At 72.9% G+C, this 17,182-nt stretch carries 15 protein-coding genes and 1 riboswitch; of the genes, 7 read left to right on the top strand and 8 right to left on the bottom strand.

The window, feature by feature from the left end:
* Window positions 1-33 precede the first annotated feature (33 nt).
* The 3 genes from AB0H52_RS06490 to AB0H52_RS06500 all read left to right on the top strand — a co-directional run bounded on the left by AB0H52_RS06490 (window position 34) and on the right by AB0H52_RS06500 (window position 5,179).
* Window positions 34-1,260, top strand: coding sequence for an MFS transporter (locus AB0H52_RS06490; RefSeq protein ID WP_151487863.1), 1,227 nt, complete (start codon window positions 34-36; stop codon window positions 1,258-1,260).
* A 76-nt stretch (window positions 1,261-1,336) separates the two neighbouring features.
* Window positions 1,337-1,554, top strand: a riboswitch (cobalamin riboswitch).
* A gap of 191 nt (window positions 1,555-1,745) precedes the next feature.
* Complete coding sequence (locus tag AB0H52_RS06495) at window positions 1,746-4,145, top strand: ribonucleoside-diphosphate reductase subunit alpha (protein ID WP_225854114.1); 2,400 nt, start codon at window positions 1,746-1,748, stop codon at window positions 4,143-4,145.
* A gap of 38 nt (window positions 4,146-4,183) precedes the next feature.
* Window positions 4,184-5,179, top strand: coding sequence for a ribonucleotide-diphosphate reductase subunit beta (locus tag AB0H52_RS06500; RefSeq protein ID WP_151487894.1), 996 nt, complete (start codon window positions 4,184-4,186; stop codon window positions 5,177-5,179).
* A 132-nt stretch (window positions 5,180-5,311) separates the two neighbouring features.
* Here AB0H52_RS06500 and AB0H52_RS06505 read toward each other — a convergent pair whose 3' ends face one another.
* Window positions 5,312-5,890 carry a dihydrofolate reductase family protein gene (locus tag AB0H52_RS06505; RefSeq protein WP_151487865.1) on the bottom strand — a complete coding sequence of 193 codons (579 nt, stop codon included), beginning with the start codon at window positions 5,888-5,890 and terminating at the stop codon, window positions 5,312-5,314.
* A 64-nt stretch (window positions 5,891-5,954) separates the two neighbouring features.
* On the bottom strand, window positions 5,955-6,794 hold the full coding sequence (locus AB0H52_RS06510) for a helix-turn-helix domain-containing protein (protein WP_151487866.1): 840 nt from the start codon (window positions 6,792-6,794) through the stop codon (window positions 5,955-5,957).
* A gap of 152 nt (window positions 6,795-6,946) precedes the next feature.
* Here AB0H52_RS06510 and AB0H52_RS06515 point away from each other — a divergent pair, with 152 nt between their 5' ends.
* From AB0H52_RS06515 to AB0H52_RS06525, 3 genes are all read left to right on the top strand, one after another.
* Window positions 6,947-7,249 carry a hypothetical protein gene (locus tag AB0H52_RS06515; RefSeq protein ID WP_357945655.1) on the top strand — a complete coding sequence of 101 codons (303 nt, stop codon included), beginning with the start codon at window positions 6,947-6,949 and terminating at the stop codon, window positions 7,247-7,249.
* Between the two features lie 209 nt (window positions 7,250-7,458).
* Complete coding sequence (locus AB0H52_RS06520; RefSeq protein ID WP_151487868.1) at window positions 7,459-7,812, top strand: hypothetical protein; 354 nt, start codon at window positions 7,459-7,461, stop codon at window positions 7,810-7,812.
* Between the two features lie 115 nt (window positions 7,813-7,927).
* Window positions 7,928-8,524 (top strand): hypothetical protein, encoded by a 597-nt coding sequence (locus AB0H52_RS06525; protein ID WP_151487869.1) that lies wholly within the window; start codon window positions 7,928-7,930, stop codon window positions 8,522-8,524.
* A gap of 22 nt (window positions 8,525-8,546) precedes the next feature.
* Here the strand turns inward: AB0H52_RS06525 and AB0H52_RS06530 are convergent, their stop codons facing one another.
* From AB0H52_RS06530 to AB0H52_RS06555, 6 genes are read right to left on the bottom strand one after another with little or no spacing between them, the layout of a single operon-like run.
* Complete coding sequence (locus tag AB0H52_RS06530) at window positions 8,547-9,278, bottom strand: cellulose binding domain-containing protein (RefSeq protein WP_192580105.1); 732 nt, start codon at window positions 9,276-9,278, stop codon at window positions 8,547-8,549.
* A gap of 56 nt (window positions 9,279-9,334) precedes the next feature.
* Entirely contained in the window at window positions 9,335-9,715 is a 381-nt protein-coding gene (locus tag AB0H52_RS06535) for a DUF742 domain-containing protein (protein WP_151487871.1), read from the bottom strand.
* Complete coding sequence (locus tag AB0H52_RS06540; RefSeq protein WP_278122984.1) at window positions 9,693-10,142, bottom strand: roadblock/LC7 domain-containing protein; 450 nt, start codon at window positions 10,140-10,142, stop codon at window positions 9,693-9,695. The genes AB0H52_RS06535 and AB0H52_RS06540 overlap by 23 nt, the downstream gene beginning before the upstream one ends.
* Entirely contained in the window at window positions 10,139-12,064 is a 1,926-nt protein-coding gene (locus AB0H52_RS06545; RefSeq protein ID WP_357945660.1) for a nitrate- and nitrite sensing domain-containing protein, read from the bottom strand. Before AB0H52_RS06545 ends, AB0H52_RS06540 begins: the two co-directional genes overlap by 4 nt.
* Window positions 12,061-14,625: a LuxR C-terminal-related transcriptional regulator gene (locus tag AB0H52_RS06550; protein ID WP_357945663.1), complete on the bottom strand. Its 2,565-nt coding sequence runs from the start codon at window positions 14,623-14,625 to the stop codon at window positions 12,061-12,063. The genes AB0H52_RS06545 and AB0H52_RS06550 overlap by 4 nt, the downstream gene beginning before the upstream one ends.
* 5 nt (window positions 14,626-14,630) lie before the next feature.
* A complete protein-coding gene (locus tag AB0H52_RS06555) occupies window positions 14,631-15,908 on the bottom strand; it encodes an Hsp70 family protein (protein WP_192580106.1) in 1,278 nt (425 codons plus the stop codon).
* A gap of 289 nt (window positions 15,909-16,197) precedes the next feature.
* On the opposite strand from AB0H52_RS06555, the gene AB0H52_RS06560 reads away from it, so the two are divergent.
* Complete coding sequence (locus tag AB0H52_RS06560) at window positions 16,198-17,079, top strand: IniB N-terminal domain-containing protein (RefSeq protein ID WP_225854109.1); 882 nt, start codon at window positions 16,198-16,200, stop codon at window positions 17,077-17,079.
* Window positions 17,080-17,182: the final 103 nt, after the last annotated feature.

The raw sequence follows: 17,182 nt of genomic DNA on the forward strand, positions 1-17,182 counted from the left end.
CCTATTACGCAACGCTGTTGCTAAATTCTCCCGGTGGATGGATTGAGCAGAAATCGACGGCTCTCGGCGGTGGCCGCCCTGGCCCTGGGCGGTGTGGCCGTCGGTCTGACCGAGTTCGTGGCGATGGGCCTGCTGCCCGACATCGGCCGCGACCTGCTGTCCGAGCAGTACGCGCGGTCGCCGTCCGACGCGGTGGCCCGCGCGGGCTGGATGATCACCGCGTACGCGCTCGGGGTGGTCGTGGGCGCCCCGCTCATCGCCGCGCTGAGCGCGCGCCTGCCCCGCAAGAAGCTGGTGCTCGGCCTGCTCGTCCTCTTCACCGTCGGCACCGTCGCGTCGGCGACCGCCCCGACGTTCGACCTGGTGCTGGTGGCACGGTTCGTCGCGGCCCTGCCGCACGGCGCGTACTTCGGGGCGGCCGGCCTGCTCGCAGCGACCCTGCTGGGCCCCGGCAACGAGGCCCGCGGCTTCGCCGCCGTGCTCAGCGGACTGACCGTGAGCAACGTGGTCGGCGTACCCCTGATCACCCGACTCGGGCAGGCGGCCGGCTGGCGCACCGCGTACCTGGTCATCGCCGGGGTCTTCGTGCTCACCCTGTTGGCCGTGCTGGCGGTCGTCCCGGAGGTCGCCGCGGCGGTGGAGGGCTCGCCCGCCGCCGAGCTGCGGGCCCTGCGGACCAGGCAGGTGTGGCTGGTCGCGGCCACCGGGGCGATCGGCTTCGCCGGCTTCTTCGCGGTCGACACGTACATCGCTCCGGTCACCACCGACGTCGCCGGCCTCTCCGCCGCGACCGTGCCGTGGGCGCTCGTCGCGGTGGGTCTCGGCATGACCGTCGGCAACGCCCTGGGCGGCTGGCTCGCGGACCGGGACCTGCGCCGCAGCATGATCGTCGGCTTCGTCGCGATGATCGTGAGCATCGCCGTGTTCGGCCTCGTCGCGTCGAACCCCGCCGGCCTGTTCGTGGGCGCGTTCCTGGTCGGCGCGACCAGCCTCTACCTGGGGCCGGTCCTGCAGGCCCGCCTCATCACGGTGGCGCCGGGCGCCCAGCTGATGGGCGCGGCGATGAACCAGTCGGCCATGAACATCGCGAACAGCCTCGGCGCCGCCCTGGGCAGCGTCGCCATCGCCGCCGGGTTCGGCTACCTCGCGCCGGCCTGGGTGGGCGTGGTCCTGGCGATCCTCGGACTGGGCCTGGCGGCAGTCAGCTTCGCGGTCGAACGCCGCTCGCGCGTGCCGCAGCCGGTCACCGTCGGGAACTGACCCGCCCTCCGGTGACGGGTGTCACCGACACGCCCGGCCCGACATGTGGGGTGTGACAACCACGGCGTCCCTATATATGGTGTCGAGCGCAGCTGGTTCGGCCGCTCACCCGGAGTGGTCGAGGCAACAGGGAACCCGGTGGAAATCCGGGACTGTCCCGCAGCGGTGAGTGGGAACGACCGCCGTCATCAGCACTGGGCCACCACACGGCCTGGGAAGCGACGGCCAGTAGGAGACCGGCGAACCCGGTCGTGCCCGCGAGTCCGAAGACCTGCCAGCGCGCCGTACGCCCACACCCGGGCGTACGGCGGTCCGAGGCCGCGTGGGACGGCCGACGCCACCTGACCCACGCCGTCGCGGCGTGGCGTCCGCCGGTGTCTGTCTCCTCGTGTCCGGACCATCAGGTCTCGAACTCCGAGGAGCGAGTGGTGACAGTTACCGAGGTAGCCCCGGCCGCCAGCGGCGCGGCCCCCCGCCGGACGCAGATGCGCGTCCGCAAGCGCGACGGCGCCACCGAGGCGGTGGACGTCAACAGGATCGTCCGGGCGGTCGAGCGGTGGACCGACGACCTCACCGACGTCGACCCGCTGCGGGTCGCCACCCGCACGATCAGCGGCCTCTACGACGGCGCGACCACCGCCGAGCTGGACCGGCTGTCCATCCAGACCGCCGCCGAGATGATCGGCGAAGAGCCGCAGTACTCCCGCCTGGCCGCCCGCCTGCTGGCCGTCTACGTCGACAAGGAGGTCCGCCGCCAGGGCGTCACCTCGTTCAGCGCGGCGATCCGGACCGGTCACGCGGAGGGCCTGATCGGCGACGAGACCGCCGCGTTCGTCGCCGCGCACGCCACCATGCTCGACGACGCCGTCGACCCGGACGGCGACCGGCGCTTCGAGTACTTCGGGTTGCGCACGGTCTACGACCGGTACCTGCTGCGCCACCCGAGCACCCGGCTGGTGCTGGAGACTCCGCAGTACTGGCTGCTGCGGGTGGCCTGTGGCCTGTCCACCACCCCCGACGAGGCGGTCGGCTTCTACCGGCTGATGTCCAGCCTGGCCTACCTGCCCAGCTCACCGACGCTGTTCAACTCCGGTACCCGGCACACCCAGATGTCCTCCTGCTACCTGGTCGACTCCCCGCGCGACGAGTTGGACTCCATCTACCAGCGGTACGCGCAGGTCGCGAACCTGTCCAAGTTCGCCGGCGGCATCGGCATCGCGTACTCCCGGGTCCGGTCCCGGGGCGCGCTGATCCGCGGCACGAACGGGCAGTCCAACGGGATCGTGCCGTGGCTGCGCACGCTGGACGCCAGCGTGGCCGCGGTCAACCAGGGCGGCCGGCGCAAGGGCGCGGCCTGCGTCTACCTGGAGCCGTGGCACCCGGACATCGAGGAGTTCCTGCAACTGCGGGACAACACCGGCGAGGACGCCCGCCGCACCCACAACCTGAACCTGGCCAACTGGATCCCGGACGAGTTCATGCGCCGGGTCGAGGCCGACGAGGTGTGGTCGCTGTTCGACCCGCACGAGGTGCCCGAGCTGCCCGACCTGTGGGGGGAGCGGTTCGACGCCGCGTACCGGGCCGCCGAGGCACAGGGCCGCTACGTGCGGCAGGTGCCGGCGCGGGAGCTGTACGGCAAGATGATGCGCACCCTCGCCCAGACCGGCAACGGGTGGATGACCTTCAAGGACGCCGCCAACCGGCTGTGCAACCAGACCGCCGAAGACGGCGACGTGGTGCACCTGTCCAACCTGTGCACCGAGATCATCGAGGTGTCCAGCGACGCCGAGACCGCCGTGTGCAACCTCGGCTCGGTGAACCTCGCCGCCCACCTCGCCGACGGCGACCTCGACTGGGAGCGGCTGCGCGCCACGGTCCGCACCGCCGTGACGTTCCTCGACCGGGTCATCGACATCAACTACTACCCGACCCCACAGGCGGCGGCGAGCAACCCGCGCTGGCGCCCCGTCGGGCTCGGGCTGATGGGCCTTCAGGACGTGTTCTTCGCGTTGCGGCTCCCGTTCGACTCGCCGGCCGCGCGGGAGCTGTCCACCCGGGTCAGCGAGGAGTTGTACCTGACCGCGCTGGAGACCTCCGCCGATGTGGCGCGCCGCTTCGGCGCGCACCCGGCGTACCCGCAGACCCGCGCCGCGCGGGGCCAGCTCCAGCCGGACCTGTGGGGCGTCGAGGGTACGCAGACCGCGCGGTGGGACGCGCTGCGCGAGCGGGTCGAGGCGTACGGGCTGCGCAACTCGCTGCTGGTGGCTGTCGCCCCGACCGCCACCATCGCCTCGATCGCCGGCTGCTACGAGTGCGTCGAGCCGCAGGTGTCCAACCTGTTCAAGCGCGAAACCCTGTCCGGGGAGTTCCTCCAGGTCAACACGGCCCTGGTCGGTGAGCTGAAGGCCCGTGGCCTGTGGACCGAGGAGATCCGCTCGGCGATCAAGCGTGCCGAGGGCTCGGTGCAGGACATCCCGGAGCTGCCCGCCGGCGTCCGGGAGCTGTTCCGCACCGCGTGGGAGCTGCCGCAGCGGGCGCTGATCGACCTGGCCGCCGCCCGCGCGCCGTTCATCGACCAGTCCCAGTCGCTGAACCTGTTCCTGGCCTCGCCCACCATCGGCAAGCTCTCCTCGATGTACCTGTACGCCTGGAAGGCCGGCCTGAAGACCACCTACTACCTGCGCTCGCGCCCCGCCACGCGGATCCAGCAGGCCACCGTCGCCGTCGGCGCGCCCGGTGCTCTCGGCGCGGTCGGCGCTGCCACCGCTGTCGGCGCCCTCGGCGCGGTCGGCGCTGTCGGCGCTGCCACCGCTGTCGGCGCTGTCGACGCGGATGCGCTGGCCTGCTCGCTGGAGAACCCCGAGTCGTGCGAGGCCTGCCAGTGACCGCCGCCGACGCCACCACCGACACGAGGACCACGCACATGCTGCTCGACCCCGGGATGGACCTCACCCTGCGCCCGATGCGCTACCCGCACTTCTTCGACCGGTTCCGCGACGCCATCCGCAACACCTGGACGGTCGAGGAGGTCGACCTGCACGCCGACCTCGCCGACCTGGACAAGCTCTCGCCGGCCGAGCGGCACCTCGTCAGCCGCCTCGTGGCGTTCTTCGCCACCGGCGACACGATCGTCGCCAACAACCTGGTGCTCAACCTCTACCAGCACGTCAACAGCCCCGAGGGCCGCCTCTACCTGTCCCGGCAGCTGTTCGAGGAGGCGGTGCACGTCCAGTTCTACCTCAACCTGCTCGACACGTACGTGCCCGACGAGACCGAGCGGTACGCGGCCTTCGCGGCCATCGAGAACATCCCGTCGATCCGCCGCAAGGCCGAGTTCTGCTTCCGCTGGATCGACTCCCTGCACGACCTGCGCGAGCTGCGGACCCGGGAGGACCGGCGCACGTTCCTGCTCAACCTGATCTGCTTCGCCGCCTGCATCGAGGGGCTGTTCTTCTACGGCGCGTTCGCCTACGTCTACTTCCTGCGCTCCCGGGGCCTGCTGCACGGCCTCGCCTCCGGCACCAACTGGGTGTTCCGCGACGAGTCCATGCACATGGCGTTCGCGTTCGACGTGGTGGACACCGTCCGCGCCGAGGAGCCCGACCTGTTCGACGACGACCTCGCCGACCAGGTCCGCCAGATGCTCACCGAGGCCGTCGAGTGTGAGGTCCAGTTCGCCGAGGACCTGGTGGGCCAGGGTGTACCCGGGCTGACCCTCGCGGACGTGCGGGAGTACCTCCAGCACGTCGCCGACCGGCGCCTCGCCCAACTCGGCATCGCGCCGCACTTCGGGTCGGCCAACCCGTTCGCCTTCATGGAGTTGCAGGACGTGCAGGAACTGTCCAACTTCTTCGAACGGCGGGTGTCGGCCTACCAGGTCGGAGTGACCGGCACCGTGGCGTTCGACGACGACTTCTGACCGCCGCAGATCCTCGATCACGTGATGCTCAGTAGGTGAATCGGCTCGTCGACGACTGCTGAGCATCACGTGATCGAGGACGCGCGCAGGAGCACGAGCGCGGCGGGCTCTTCGTGTGCCCGCTCAGGTCGGTCAACGGCGTACCCGGTAGCGCAGGTGAAGCACCCGGTTGCCCTGCACCACGTCCGGGTCCTCCAGCAGGTGCTGGGCGTGGGCCGACCCGAAGTAGCGTTTGCCGGACCCGAACACGACGGGTACGACGTCCATGCGTACCTCGTCGATCAGGCCCGCGGCGAGCGCCTGGCCGCCGACGTCACCGGCGGCGACCTCGACGATGCGGTCACCGGCGAGTTCCTGCGCCCTGGCCACGGCTGCCTCGACGCCGTCGACGAAGTGAAACGGCGCCTCGGGATCCCAGCCCTCGGGCGCCGGCCGGTGCGTCACGACGACCACGTGGTCGATCCCGCCCGGAGGCTTCCCGTCCCAGCCGTCCGTCATGTCGAACACGCGGCGGCCGACGATTGTCACCCCGATCGAGTCCCAGTACGGCCGGGTGTGGTCGTAGGACGTCTGCGACACCTTCAGCACGCCGCTGTCGTCCAACGGGACGTCACCGCTGGACAGCCAGTCGAACAGCGGCCCGGGCTGGTCGTTCTCGTCCGCGATGAAGCCGTCCACCGACACCGAGCTGTACATGACCACCGTGCCCACGGGCTCTCCTCTGCGTTGGGTGCCCCCAAGTTAGCGTGCCCTGAGCCGTCGCTCTGGTACGAAATCAATCGGCCGGCAGCGGCCAGTTGTCCAGCACGTGGCCGGGATGTTCGCGCAGGAACCGCTGCCGGACGTCGACGTACCGGGTCGGTGTCAGCCCGGTGAAGGCCCGGAACTCGTGGCCGAAGTGGGCCTGGTCGAAATAGCCAGCGCGACTGGCGAGCTCGCCCCAGTCGATCGGTTCGGCGGGGTTGATCGCCAACACGGCGGCGGCGAAACGGTAGGAGCGGGCCAGCCGCTTCGGCGTGACGCCGACGAGCTCCTTGAACCGCTGTGCCAGATGGGTGCTGCTGACACCGGCGGAAACCCTCAGGTCGCCGATCGCCACCGCGCCGCCGGTCGCCGCGATGACGCTGCCGGTATGGCGGACCAGCCCCAGGCCGGCGGTCTCATGCAGCCGGCGGATCAGCCCCTCCTCGAGCACCGTCAGCATCTCGTGCGGTCCGTCGGCCGTGGCCAGCCGGTCGCGCAGCTCGGCGACGGCCGATCGACCCCACACCTGCTCCATCGTCACCGGCCGGTCACACAGCCCGGCCGCGGGCATCGGCAGGAACGGCGCCACCCCCCACGGCTTGAAGTGCACGCCGACGGACCGGGTCCGGGGCGGGTAGCCGAACTCCAACGCGCGGGTGGGCACGGTGACCACGCAGCCGTCGGCGTACTCGGCCGTCTCGATGTCGGTGCCCGCGCGGATGCGCAAGGGTGCCCCGAGGTTGACGATGAGGAACGCCGCCGGACTTGCCGGCAGCATCAGCCGGGCGTACGGCGACGTGCCCTCCAGGTAGTAAAGGTCGTCGATCAGCCCGTCGAGCGGCGGTCGCGGCACTCTGGACACGTACTCCATGCGCCCAGCATCGCCGACGTCCCGCCGCATCGCCCGCCGGGATGGTCCAGCGATGCGCTCGGTCGGCATGAGCCGATCTCCGGAAACCTGGCCGCTGGCGTCCCTCCGCTAGCGTGTGGCCTCATGGGATCCGTGGACGTGGTTCTGGCCGGGTGGTCGCCGCGGCCAATCTGGCCCTCGCCGCTGTGCTCTTCGCCAGGAGCCGTGGCGGCACGAGGGTGCCCCGGATCTTCGGGCGTCCGCAGCCTTCGCCGCGCCTGCGGGCGGCTATGCACGCCTGCCTGGGGCTGGGGTTGGGCGTCGGCTGGCTCATCAAGGACATCTTCCCGCCGCACTCCACGGGCGACACGGTGCTGTTCAACGTGGTCAGGATTCTGCTGGCGGCCGGCCTCGTCACCGCCCTGCTGGCCGCCTTCCGGCACGTGCGACCCGTCCGGGACACCTCGGCCCGCTAATTAGCCGGCCGCGACGGCTCGTGCATCTCTCGCCATCCACGCCGGCGGCTCATTCGTCCGGGCTCGTCTTCGTTGAATACTCATCTTTCTACCTTCAAACCCCTGCAACCACCACATATGAACACCCTCGCCCTCCGATCAAAGGCCGATTGAGCGGCGGCACGGGTTGGCTCGCCGTCAGGAGTGCCGGGAGCGGTCACGAGGCCGAGGTGACCCTGCAATTGTGGACAGGGGAGCCTCCCCAGCAACCGGTCTCGCCCGCGGCGAACGATGGGTGGGAGGAGCAGGACGCCAGTGATTGCGAGCTATTCGCGGGTGACCTCCGTGCCAGCATCGTGACCGAAGGACCGACCGACCTCTTCATCGAGATCCCGGCGGCGGGTGGTTACCGTGCGCGTCTCTACGTCCGTGGGAGGCAGGAGCTCGGCCGAGCGTTCGACAGGTGGCACATTGAGCCTGTCGAGATCGATGAGGCGTTGTGTGCGTCGATGGACGACGACGGGGGGCCGAGCTTCCCGGCCGGTCACGAGAAGTTCCTGATCCAGGTGTGGCCACGCGCGTAGCGGGGCGTGCCAGGGCTCAGGGTTGCTCGGTGGAAGACCTGACACCAGGATCAGGGGTCGGACCGGGGCTGCGCCCGGAGGTCGGGCGGGCACCGGCGGCCAGATGATGGCGGGCATGAAACACGCTGCGCTCTCTGTGGTCGCCGGCCCGGTCGGCATCGTGGCCTACGGGCTCGTCCGGCTGTGGGGGAGATCCGACGACGTGTACGGCCCGGGGCTCGACTGGCAGGCCGCGCACCTGGCCGGCCTCGCCGGCATGGTGTTCTTCGTGCCGGCCGTCGTCGCGCTGTCCCGTCTGCTGCCGGCCGGTCGGTGGCGCACCGGCGTGGTGGCGGTGACGCTGGTCGGGCTCGCCGCGACCATGGTGCAGTTCGGCGCCGACATGGTGGAGGGGCTGCTGGCGGCGGACCGGGCCGAGATGTCGGCGCTCAGCAGGGACTTCAAGGACATCCCCGGCGTCGAGATGGCCGTCTACGACGTCGTACCCCAGCTGTTCTTCGTCGGGCTGCTCGTCCTCACCGGCATGCTCGCGGCCCGACGGCGGCTGCCGTGGTGGAGCGTTCCCCTGCTGCTCGTCGGCATCGTGCTGCCGGCTGTCACCCTCGACCTGCTCGCGGTCGGTGGCCTGCTCATGCTGGCGGCTCTCGCGCCGGCGCTGCCGATTCTGCCGCGCGAGACGGTGCGGACCGAGCCGTCCGTGGTCGCTGGCTGAGGCCGGACGTGTGGCCCCGCCGTCAGTCCGGCAGGCCGGTGCACGCCGCCCCGTCGATCGTGCAGGCCGTCGGGGCGGCGCCGACCGGTGCGCCGTTCACCCGGAACGTCACCCGCACCGACGCGCCACCGGGCACCAGCCCGACGCTGCCGTCCGGCACGAACGTCCACACCGCACCATCCTGGACGGCTCGTGCGCCCTCGACCTCACTCACCCGCAGCGACTCCCGGGGCAGGGTGACGGCCAGCTTCCACTGCGGCACCGGCACCTGGCCGGGATTGCTGATCGTCACGCTGGCGCCGTAGCTGAGCAGGGCGGTGTCCGCGATGGCGAACTCGGCGCCCAGGGCGGCCGGGCTCGGCGCGGTCGTGGCGGCCGACGGCGACGGCCCGGTGGTCGCGGCTCCGGCGGTCGGCGCCACGGTGGGGGAGCCCGGCGGTACGGCCGGTGGGCTGGTGGCCGCCGGGATCGCGTGCGCCCGGGGCGTACCGGCCGGCGGTGTCCCGACCTGGTCGACCGAGGGTGGCGGGTTGAGCGTCACCGGCGCCAGTTTCTCCGGTGACCGCAGCACCGCGACGACGGAGACCGTCGTCGCGACCAGCACCCCGAGCGCCGAGATCACCGCCACCCAGGTGGCCCGCGAGATGTCGCCCTGACCGGTGAACACCCGCCGTGTGGCCGCGGCGAGGGCCACGACCCGGTCCAGCAGGATGATCGCCACGGTACGACGTGGCTGCGGCGGTGGTGCCGGCACTGCCTTTCTCCCCCTCACTTCGTCACCGGACGCGCGACTGCGCTCCGCCCGGTCGCTCACAGGGCGCGTAGCCCGACGAGTATCGACTCGAGCAGCTCCGCGGACGGCAGCTCCGACAGCGTCGGCGGTTCGTGCGTCTCGATCAGGCCGGCCGCGAGCAGGTCACCGAGGAGCACCCGGACGGTCCCCAACGGCAGGTCCAGTTCGGCGCCCAGCTCGGCCACCGACACTGGATGGTGACACAACTCGACGATCCGCGCCTGTTCGGGGAAGAGCGGCGTCCGCGGGTTGGCGGTCCGCCGGGCGACGACCAGCGAGATCAGATCGAACCGGCCACGCTCGGGGGCGGTGCGCCCGCCGGTCATCGTGTACGGCCGAGCCACCGGGCCCGCGTCGTCGTCGTACCACGCCTCGTCAGCGGAGTCGTTGGTGGACACCGGCGTCCCCGCTCTTCACCGAGGAGGCCGGTTCGAGGCGGACCGGCAGGTGCCGTTCGGCCTGCCCGACGAACAGCGCCACCTCGTACGCCATGTCGCCGACCTCGGCGTCGTCACCGGCGATCCGTACGGTGAGGATGGTTCCGTTGCGGATGGTGGCGACGAACAGGAACGCCCGGGACATCTGCACCACGATCTGCCGCAGCCCACCCCCGTCGCAGGTGCGGGTGGCGGCCAGCCCCAGCGCCAGCAGGCCGGCGACGATGCCGGAGATCTGCTCGGCCAGCTTCGCCCCCACCTGGCGGGAACCGCCGAGCGGCAGGCCGTCGGGCGAGAGCACCACGGCGAACTCCGCGCCGTGCACCCGATCGACCAGCCGGTCCAGGGCACCGGTCAGGCTGTCCTCGGTGGCCACTGCGTGCGTCATCGATGTCTCCTTGCTGTTCTCGCGACCGGCAACTCGACGGTGTCGGGGCCGGCGCTGCCGGGGATGGGCGCCATCGGCCCGGGTTGGCGGATCCGCGTCGGTAGGTGGGCGCCCGAGGTGCCCCCGTCCCGCGCGGGCGGGGCACCGGGATGACGCCTCGCCGGCTCGTCGTCGGTGTCGCGCACCGTGACCAGACCGGTCGGGAGGAGGACCACCGCCGCTGTCCCGCCGCGCTGGCTGCGCCGCAGCGAGACGTGCGCGCCACAGCGGGCGGCCAGTACGGCGACGGTGTAGAGGCCCGCCGGGCCGGCCGGCGGGTCCGCTGACGGAGGACCGCCCAGCAGGTGGTTCGCGTCGGCCATCGCGCTCGCGTCGAGGCCGGGGCCGTCGTCGACGACCAGGACGGCGCAGCCCTGTGGCCACTGTTCGCCGCCGACGCGGACGGTGGTGTCCGTCGGTGAGTGGGCGAGGGCGTTCTCGACCAGCTCGGCAAGCAGGTGGACGACGTCGGTGACGGCGGGGCCGGCGAGGGACCACGGCCAGTGCGGCGCGATGAGGACCCGGTGGTAGTCGGCCACCTCGGCAACCGCGCCGCGGACGACGTCGAGCAGTGGCATCGGTCGCCGCCAGCGGCGGGCCGGCGTCGCGCCGCTCAGGGTGATCACCGTCTCCACGTTGCGGCGGACCCGGGTGGTGAGGTGGTCGAGCGCGAACAGCTCGTCGGTCTCCTCGGCGGACCGTTCCCGCCGCTGCATCCCGTCCAGCAGGCTGAGCTGGTCGCGGAGCAGGACCTGGTTGCGGCGGGTCAGCCGCAGCACCAGTTCCCGGGCGGCGGCGCCGTCGGTGGCCGGGGCCTCGCGGGTGGGGGCCGGCGCGTCGTCGACCGATGGCGGCGGCACGGGCAGCGCCGGGGCATCGGCGGGGGAGCGGACCAGCCCTTCGGTCAGCCGTCGGGCCAGGCCGACCCAGCTCAGCAGGACCGCGAGCACCGCGATGAGCCCGATCCCCAGCACTGCGCCGGTGCGGGCGACGAGCACGGCGGCACCCGGCGTGGCCCGCTCGACGCTGTCCCGGGCCGCCGTCGTCACCAGCTCGTGCAGCGCGCCGAGCACACCGTCGGCCGTCGTACGCCACTTCGCCCGGGTGATCCCGTCGACCGCGCTGGCGGTGTCCGTGCGCGACAGCACGTCCTCCAGGGCGAGCAGGTCCCCGAACGGCGGCCCTTCGGTGAACCGCCGCTGCCCGCCCGGCAGAGCCGCGACCGCCTCGGCGCGCGCGTAGCGCTGGTTGCTGACCAGCGCGGCCAGTCGACGCCGCCCGTCGAGATCGAGTCGGTCACCGGCCAACGCGGCACTGACCAGGGTGTCCTCCTGGGCGAGCAGTTCGCGGGCGTGGGCCAGCGCGATCACGGTGCGGGTGTCGGCGGCCAGGTCGCTCTCGTAGGCGCCCCACTCCGGGCCGTACACGGCGAAGGCGACGGCGACGAGTTGGTCGTACCCGTCGACGGCCCCGGCGCGGTCGAGCCGCCCGGCGTCCACCTGGGATCGGATGGTGCCCAGGCCGTTCAGCCGCCGGACCAGCTCGTCGGCCCGGTCCCGGACCGCGTCGGCGGTGAGCAGCCGAAGGTCGTGGCCGTCGGTGAAGGCGCGAACCTCGGCCGCCGCCCGGTCGGTCCCGGCGCGCGCCCCCGCCAACGCGGACTCCGTCGACGCGGCCCCGGCGATCGTCTCGACGGTCAGCCTCCGCTCGGTCTGCAGGCCCAGGACCAGCCGGTCGATCGGCTGGCCCAGCGTCTCGGCCAGCGCCCGGACCCGCAGCAGGTCGGCCGCGTCCTGACCGGTCAGGTAGGCCGCGTACGACCAGAGCGTGATCAGCACGGCCGCCAACGCGACGAGTCTGGCCCGGATCCCTCCTCGGGTCATCGGGTCGACCGCCGCGGCCACGGCTGACCGGCCGTGCTGTTGGCCCGGTCGGCGACGACGGTACGCAGCAGTGCCAGCAGCTCGGCGCGGTTGGCGCAGTTCAGTCGGTGACGCATCCGGGCGACGTGGTGCTCGACGGTCTTCGCCGAGATGAAGAGCCGATCGCCGATCTCCCGATAGGTCAGCCCCGCCAGCACCAGTTCGGCCACCTCGTACTCCCGGTCGCTGAGCCCCGGCTGGGCGGGACCGGCGATGGCGTCGGCGACCAGCGCGGTGCTCTCGCCGCCGGTCGGCCGTTGCCCGGCGTCGGCGCCGGCCGGGCGGCCCTGCAACGCTCGCGCGCATTCGAGCAGGGTGGTCATGGCCCGCCGGTCCGCGGTACGGATCGCGGCCTGCCCGGCGAGTCGCGCGCCGTCCCACCACAGCCCGGTGTCGTGCAGCCCCCGGGCGGCGGCCTCCACCCGCACCGGGTCGACCGCGCCCCGCAGCACCTCCACCCAGCTCTCGCCGGCCGCCGCGACCACGGCCGCGTACCGGCTGTGGTCGGCGGCGGCGAGCAGCGCCGCGACGTGGTCGTCGGCGACGGCCGGCTCGTCGGTCAGGATCGCCGCGTGCAGGCCGCTCCAGTGCAGCGGGACACTCCACAGTGGCGGATCGTCCAGTCGGTTGAGCAGGGAGCGGCCCTCCCGCAGGTACGGTTCCAGTCGGGCCAGGTCACCCAGGCGGGCGCCGGCGATGGCGAGTTCACCCAGCGGCAGCAGCGTGAACAGGTCCACCGGGTGCCGCACCACCGCCTCCAGCGCCTGCCCCCAACCGTTCTTGAGGGCTCCGAGGTCGCTGTTGCGCCGGGCGATGCCCATCCGCAGCGCGGCGGCGAAGAGCAGATCGCGGGACTCCAGCGGCCGCCCGTCGACCGTGGCGGCGGCGAGACGGTCGGCGGCGGCGGCCGTCTGGCCCCGCACCATCAGGATCCAGGCCTGTAGCAGTCGGTGCCGGCGGGTCATCAGCGGACCCCCGACCCCGGCGGCCAGGGCCCGGTGCAGCACCCGCTCGGCGATCTCCAGCTCACCGCAGTGCACGGCGGTGAGGGCGGCCAGCGCCGCCGGGCTGTCCGGCAGGAGCGCGGCCCGGCCGTCCGGCTCCAGCAGAGCGGCGGCCTGCACGAGCGCCGACAGGGCGGCGGTCGGCGGGCCGGTGACGCTGTCGCGTACCCCGTCGGCCATCAACCGGGCGGCGCTGGCCTGCAACGTGGGTGGCTCGCCGGCCGGGTCGTCGGCCGGCGCCGTAGCGGCGGCGCTCAGATCGCCGCCGGCGAGACCGCCGACGGTGGCGAACGCGACCGACGAGGCGCTGCCCGACCACCGGTACAACTCCACGCTGCGACCGACGTGCCCGCGGTGCGCCAGGGCGGTCGCGGCCACCACGGCGGCCTCGGCGCGGTCGGTCGGCGCAGCGGTGGCGAGTAGCCGATCCGCCAGGCGCAGCGCCTCGTCGAGGTTGCCGGCGAGGGCGGTGGCGAGCGCCTGCTGGGCGCTCGCCGGCGCGCCCGCCGCCGTGGCCGCCGCGAACAGGTCGGCGGCGAACGCCGGCTCGTCGGCCAGCGCCTCCGTGGCGGCGGCCGTCAGCGTCGTGGCCGGGCAGTCGGCGAGCGCGCCGACCGCTCGCAGGGATCGGACCAGCGGCAGCACCGCGCCGGCGCGTGCCAGCTGCAACTCGGTGAGGCGGCGCCACACGGCGGTGCGGTCGGTGGCCGGGCTGAGCGTGGTGACGACCCGCCGAACGATCGGCGCCAGCCGGCCGTCCGCGCCGATCAGCCCGGCCGCTCTGGTCGTGGCGATCAGTCCGTCCACGGCCTCCGGCTCCTGATCGAGGAGGGCGCCGAGCATGCTCACCGGTAGCGGTACGCCCGCCGCGACGGCGAGCAGCAGCCGCCGCACGGCGGTGGGTTGAGCGTCCAGATCCGGACCGAACTCGAGCAGGACGGACCGTGGTGGCTCCCCCGGAGTGTCCGCCCCGGCCAGCCCTCGGGCCAGCCGTTCCACGTCGCGGGGCACACCGGCGGTCTGCGTGTGGACGAAGTCCACCAGGTCGTCGCGTCGGCCCAGCTCGGGCATCGAGGCGAGGTGGGCCGCGGTCTGCTCCCGGCTGAACGGGCCGAGCAGCACCGCCTGCCCGTCGCGGCGCAGCACGTCGGCCAGCTCGGTGATCGCAGCCGACCGGGGCCACGGGCGGTACGCCACCACCAGCCGGTGGCGGCGGCCGGCCACCAGTCGCAGCAGCGCGCCGAGGCGGTCGTCGTCGAGCAGGTGCGCGTCGTCGACCAGCACCAGCGCGTCCGGGTCGACCGTCTCACCCGGCTCGGGAGCGCTCGTCCGCACGGTGACGCCGGCCCGCTGGTGCAGCCGTGCGACCTCGGCGAGCAGCGCGGTCTTGCCGTGGCCGCCGGGCCCGGACACCCCGACGGTGAGGGCGGCCCTCGGATCCCGGGCGACCAGGTCCAGAAGGGAGCGTGGCCCACTGCCCAGCAGCAGTCGGGACTCGGCGACGTCGTTCATGATCATTGTGGTCATCCTTCGCGTCCCCGGCTGAGGGTCAACGCCAGACGGGACGCCTTCGGCAGGTCCAGGGGGAGGATCCGGACCGGCGGACGGGGAGGGGGAGCAGCGGGAACGGTGGTGTCGTGGTGCGGGCGGCGCGGCACCGGGAGGCTGGCCCGCGCGGGACCGGCACCGCCCGCCCGGGGCCGTACCGGTGCCGGGTCGCGGGCCGGCGCGGGCCGGCGCGGCGACACCACCTGGCAGGCGGCCATGGCAGCCCCGGTCGCGGCGGTCAGCTGCGCGTCCGGCTGGACCTCGACGGGCACCGGAAGAGCCGCGCCGATCAGCTCGGTGACCAGCGGGATGCGGGCGGAACCGCCGGCCAGCAGGACGGCGTCGAGCTGCTCCGGTGCCCGGCCGGCGCCGTGCACCGTGCGGAGCAGGAGGTCGACGGTGGCCTGCACCGTCGGGCGGATCATGTCCTCGAACTGTGCCCGGGTCACCGGGATCCGCGCGGCGCCGCCCGGCAGGCTCAGCACCACGTCGGCGGTCAGGTCGACGGTCAGTTCCCGCTTGACCCGGTCACACTCCGCGCGCAGCCCGCGTAGTGCGGCCTGGGTGCCGCGGCGCGCGGTGGCCGCCAACTCCCGGGCCAGCACGGTACGGACGTGCGTGGCCAGCGCCTCGTCGAAGTCGGCGCCGCCGATCGGGTCGAGGCCCTGCGGGGTGCCGAACCCCTCGTACGTGCCGCGCGGGGTACGCCGCACCAGCGCCGCCTCGAAGCTGTTGCCGCCGAGGGCGTAGACCGCGGCCGTCGTACCCGCGAACCCGCGGGCGGCGTGGCTCTCGGCCACCGTCACCGTGCGGGGCAGCAGCGTCACGTGCCGCAGGCCCAGGTCGGACAGTGCTCGGTGCAGCAGATCCCGCCGGTACGGGCGCCAACCCGCCGGGTGGCTGAGCACGATCGCCTCGGCGGGCCCGCCCTCCAGGGCGTGCACCCGCTCCACCACCCACCCCGCCAGTTCGGCGGTCAGTGTCTGCGGCGCGCACGCCTCGCCGCCCAGCAGCAGGGGCACGTCGTCGCCAATCCGGCGGACGAAGTCCCGGGTGGTGCGGCTGCCGTCGTCGGTCGGCGGCTCACCGACGCGCAACGAGCCGTCCTCCGACAGGTACAGCACCGACGGGACGAGGGGCGAGTCGGCGCCCAGCCCGACGGGCTCGGGGCGCGTCCAGGTCGTGCCGTTACGCCGTGCGACGGCGGCGGCCGTGTTGGTGCTTCCGATGTCTATCCCCAGGACGTACCGCATCCGTCTCTTCTCTCCCCGTGAGGTGGCCGGTCGGTGGCGCTCGCGCCGACGACCACCCCCGGCGACCCCCCGCGGGCTCCTACGTTCGTACCAGAGATCGCTCCCTGGTCGGGACCCTAATCTGGCTGGGACGGTTTCCCCATCTCCCCCTAACGTACGAGGCGACGGAGCCCCTAGTTCAGCCGGATCGGATGCGGGTCGAGCCCCGATGTCCGGGGGCGCCCCCCACTCGTAGCGTTCGTGTCGACGCAAGACGGTCGCTGACGCCACATCCGAGGAGAACCGGCACATGGACTCGCAACAGACCCTCCACGACTTCGTGCTCGACCTGCTGACCAACCCTGACGCGCGGTCGGCGTTCGACCTCGACCCGGAGGGTGCGCTGCACGCCGCGGGGCTCACCGACATCACCGCCGCGGACGTGCAGGACGTCGTCCCGCTGGTGGTCGACTACGCGCCGGGGGCGGTCGCGCCGCTCGCCCCGGCCATCGGCCACCTCGGACTGGACCCGCTGGTGACCGACACCACTGACGTGGTCGGCCAGCTGCAGAGTGTGGCCCAGCAGATCAGCATCACCAGCTCGCCCAGCGGAGTGGACGTCAAGGCGGGCGTGCTGGGTGCCATCGCGGTCGACCCGAACACCGTCGCGGCCGGGGTCACCGTGCTGCCGGGGATCGGGCTGGGCGTTGGCCCGAGCGGCCTGGACACCGACCTGACCGGCGTGAACGACGTGGCGCACACCCTCGACGCCGACGTGGTGCAGCCGGTGGACGGCATCGCGGACCCGGTGCTCGGCGACGTCACCAGCACCGTCGGCCACCCGGCCGGTCTGCTCGACACCACCGACCACGGCCTGCTGGGCGGCGACGTGACCGGTGGCGTGCTGTCCGGCACCCAGGGTCACCTCGGCGGTGTCGTCGGCTCCCTCGGTGTCGGCGAGACTCTGGGCGGGCTGGGCCTCGGTGACCACGGCGGCGTCGTCCCGCCGCTGGATGTTCCGTCCACTGTGGATGGTGTGACGCACCAGGTGGAGGGTCTCCTCCCCGGTGTCACCGGCACGGTCGGTGACGTGACCGGCGGCGTCACCGACGGTGTGCTCGGCGACACGCACGATGGTGGCCCCGCCTCGTCGGACCACGGCCTGCTCGGTATCACCGGGGGCCTGCTCTGACGGGTTTTCCCACCTGGAGCGGGGGGTCGGACCGTATCGGGCGGTCCGGCCCTCTCCAGTTCCCCAACCGGTCCCTCTTGATAATTGAGCCGAAATCAGCACA

Source organism: Micromonospora sp. NPDC050695 (assembly GCF_040654415.1).
In the GTDB taxonomy this organism is placed as follows: domain Bacteria; phylum Actinomycetota; class Actinomycetes; order Mycobacteriales; family Micromonosporaceae; genus Micromonospora.

Bases quoted from the DNA above. Each gene is read 5' to 3' on its own strand.
- AB0H52_RS06550 (WP_357945663.1), bottom strand. From the start codon at position 14,625: ATGATCATGAACGACGTCGCCGAGTCCCGACTGCTGCTGGGCAGTGGG.
- AB0H52_RS06495 (WP_225854114.1), top strand. From the start codon at position 1,746: ATGCGCGTCCGCAAGCGCGACGGCGCCACCGAGGCGGTGGACGTCAAC.
- AB0H52_RS06510 (WP_151487866.1), bottom strand. From the start codon at position 6,794: ATGGAGTACGTGTCCAGAGTGCCGCGACCGCCGCTCGACGGGCTGATC.
- AB0H52_RS06500 (WP_151487894.1), top strand. From the start codon at position 4,184: ATGCTGCTCGACCCCGGGATGGACCTCACCCTGCGCCCGATGCGCTAC.
- AB0H52_RS06540 (WP_278122984.1), bottom strand. From the start codon at position 10,142: ATGACGCACGCAGTGGCCACCGAGGACAGCCTGACCGGTGCCCTGGAC.
- AB0H52_RS06560 (WP_225854109.1), top strand. From the start codon at position 16,198: ATGGACTCGCAACAGACCCTCCACGACTTCGTGCTCGACCTGCTGACC.
- AB0H52_RS06525 (WP_151487869.1), top strand. From the start codon at position 7,928: ATGAAACACGCTGCGCTCTCTGTGGTCGCCGGCCCGGTCGGCATCGTG.
- AB0H52_RS06555 (WP_192580106.1), bottom strand. From the start codon at position 15,908: ATGCGGTACGTCCTGGGGATAGACATCGGAAGCACCAACACGGCCGCC.
- AB0H52_RS06545 (WP_357945660.1), bottom strand. From the start codon at position 12,064: ATGACCCGAGGAGGGATCCGGGCCAGACTCGTCGCGTTGGCGGCCGTG.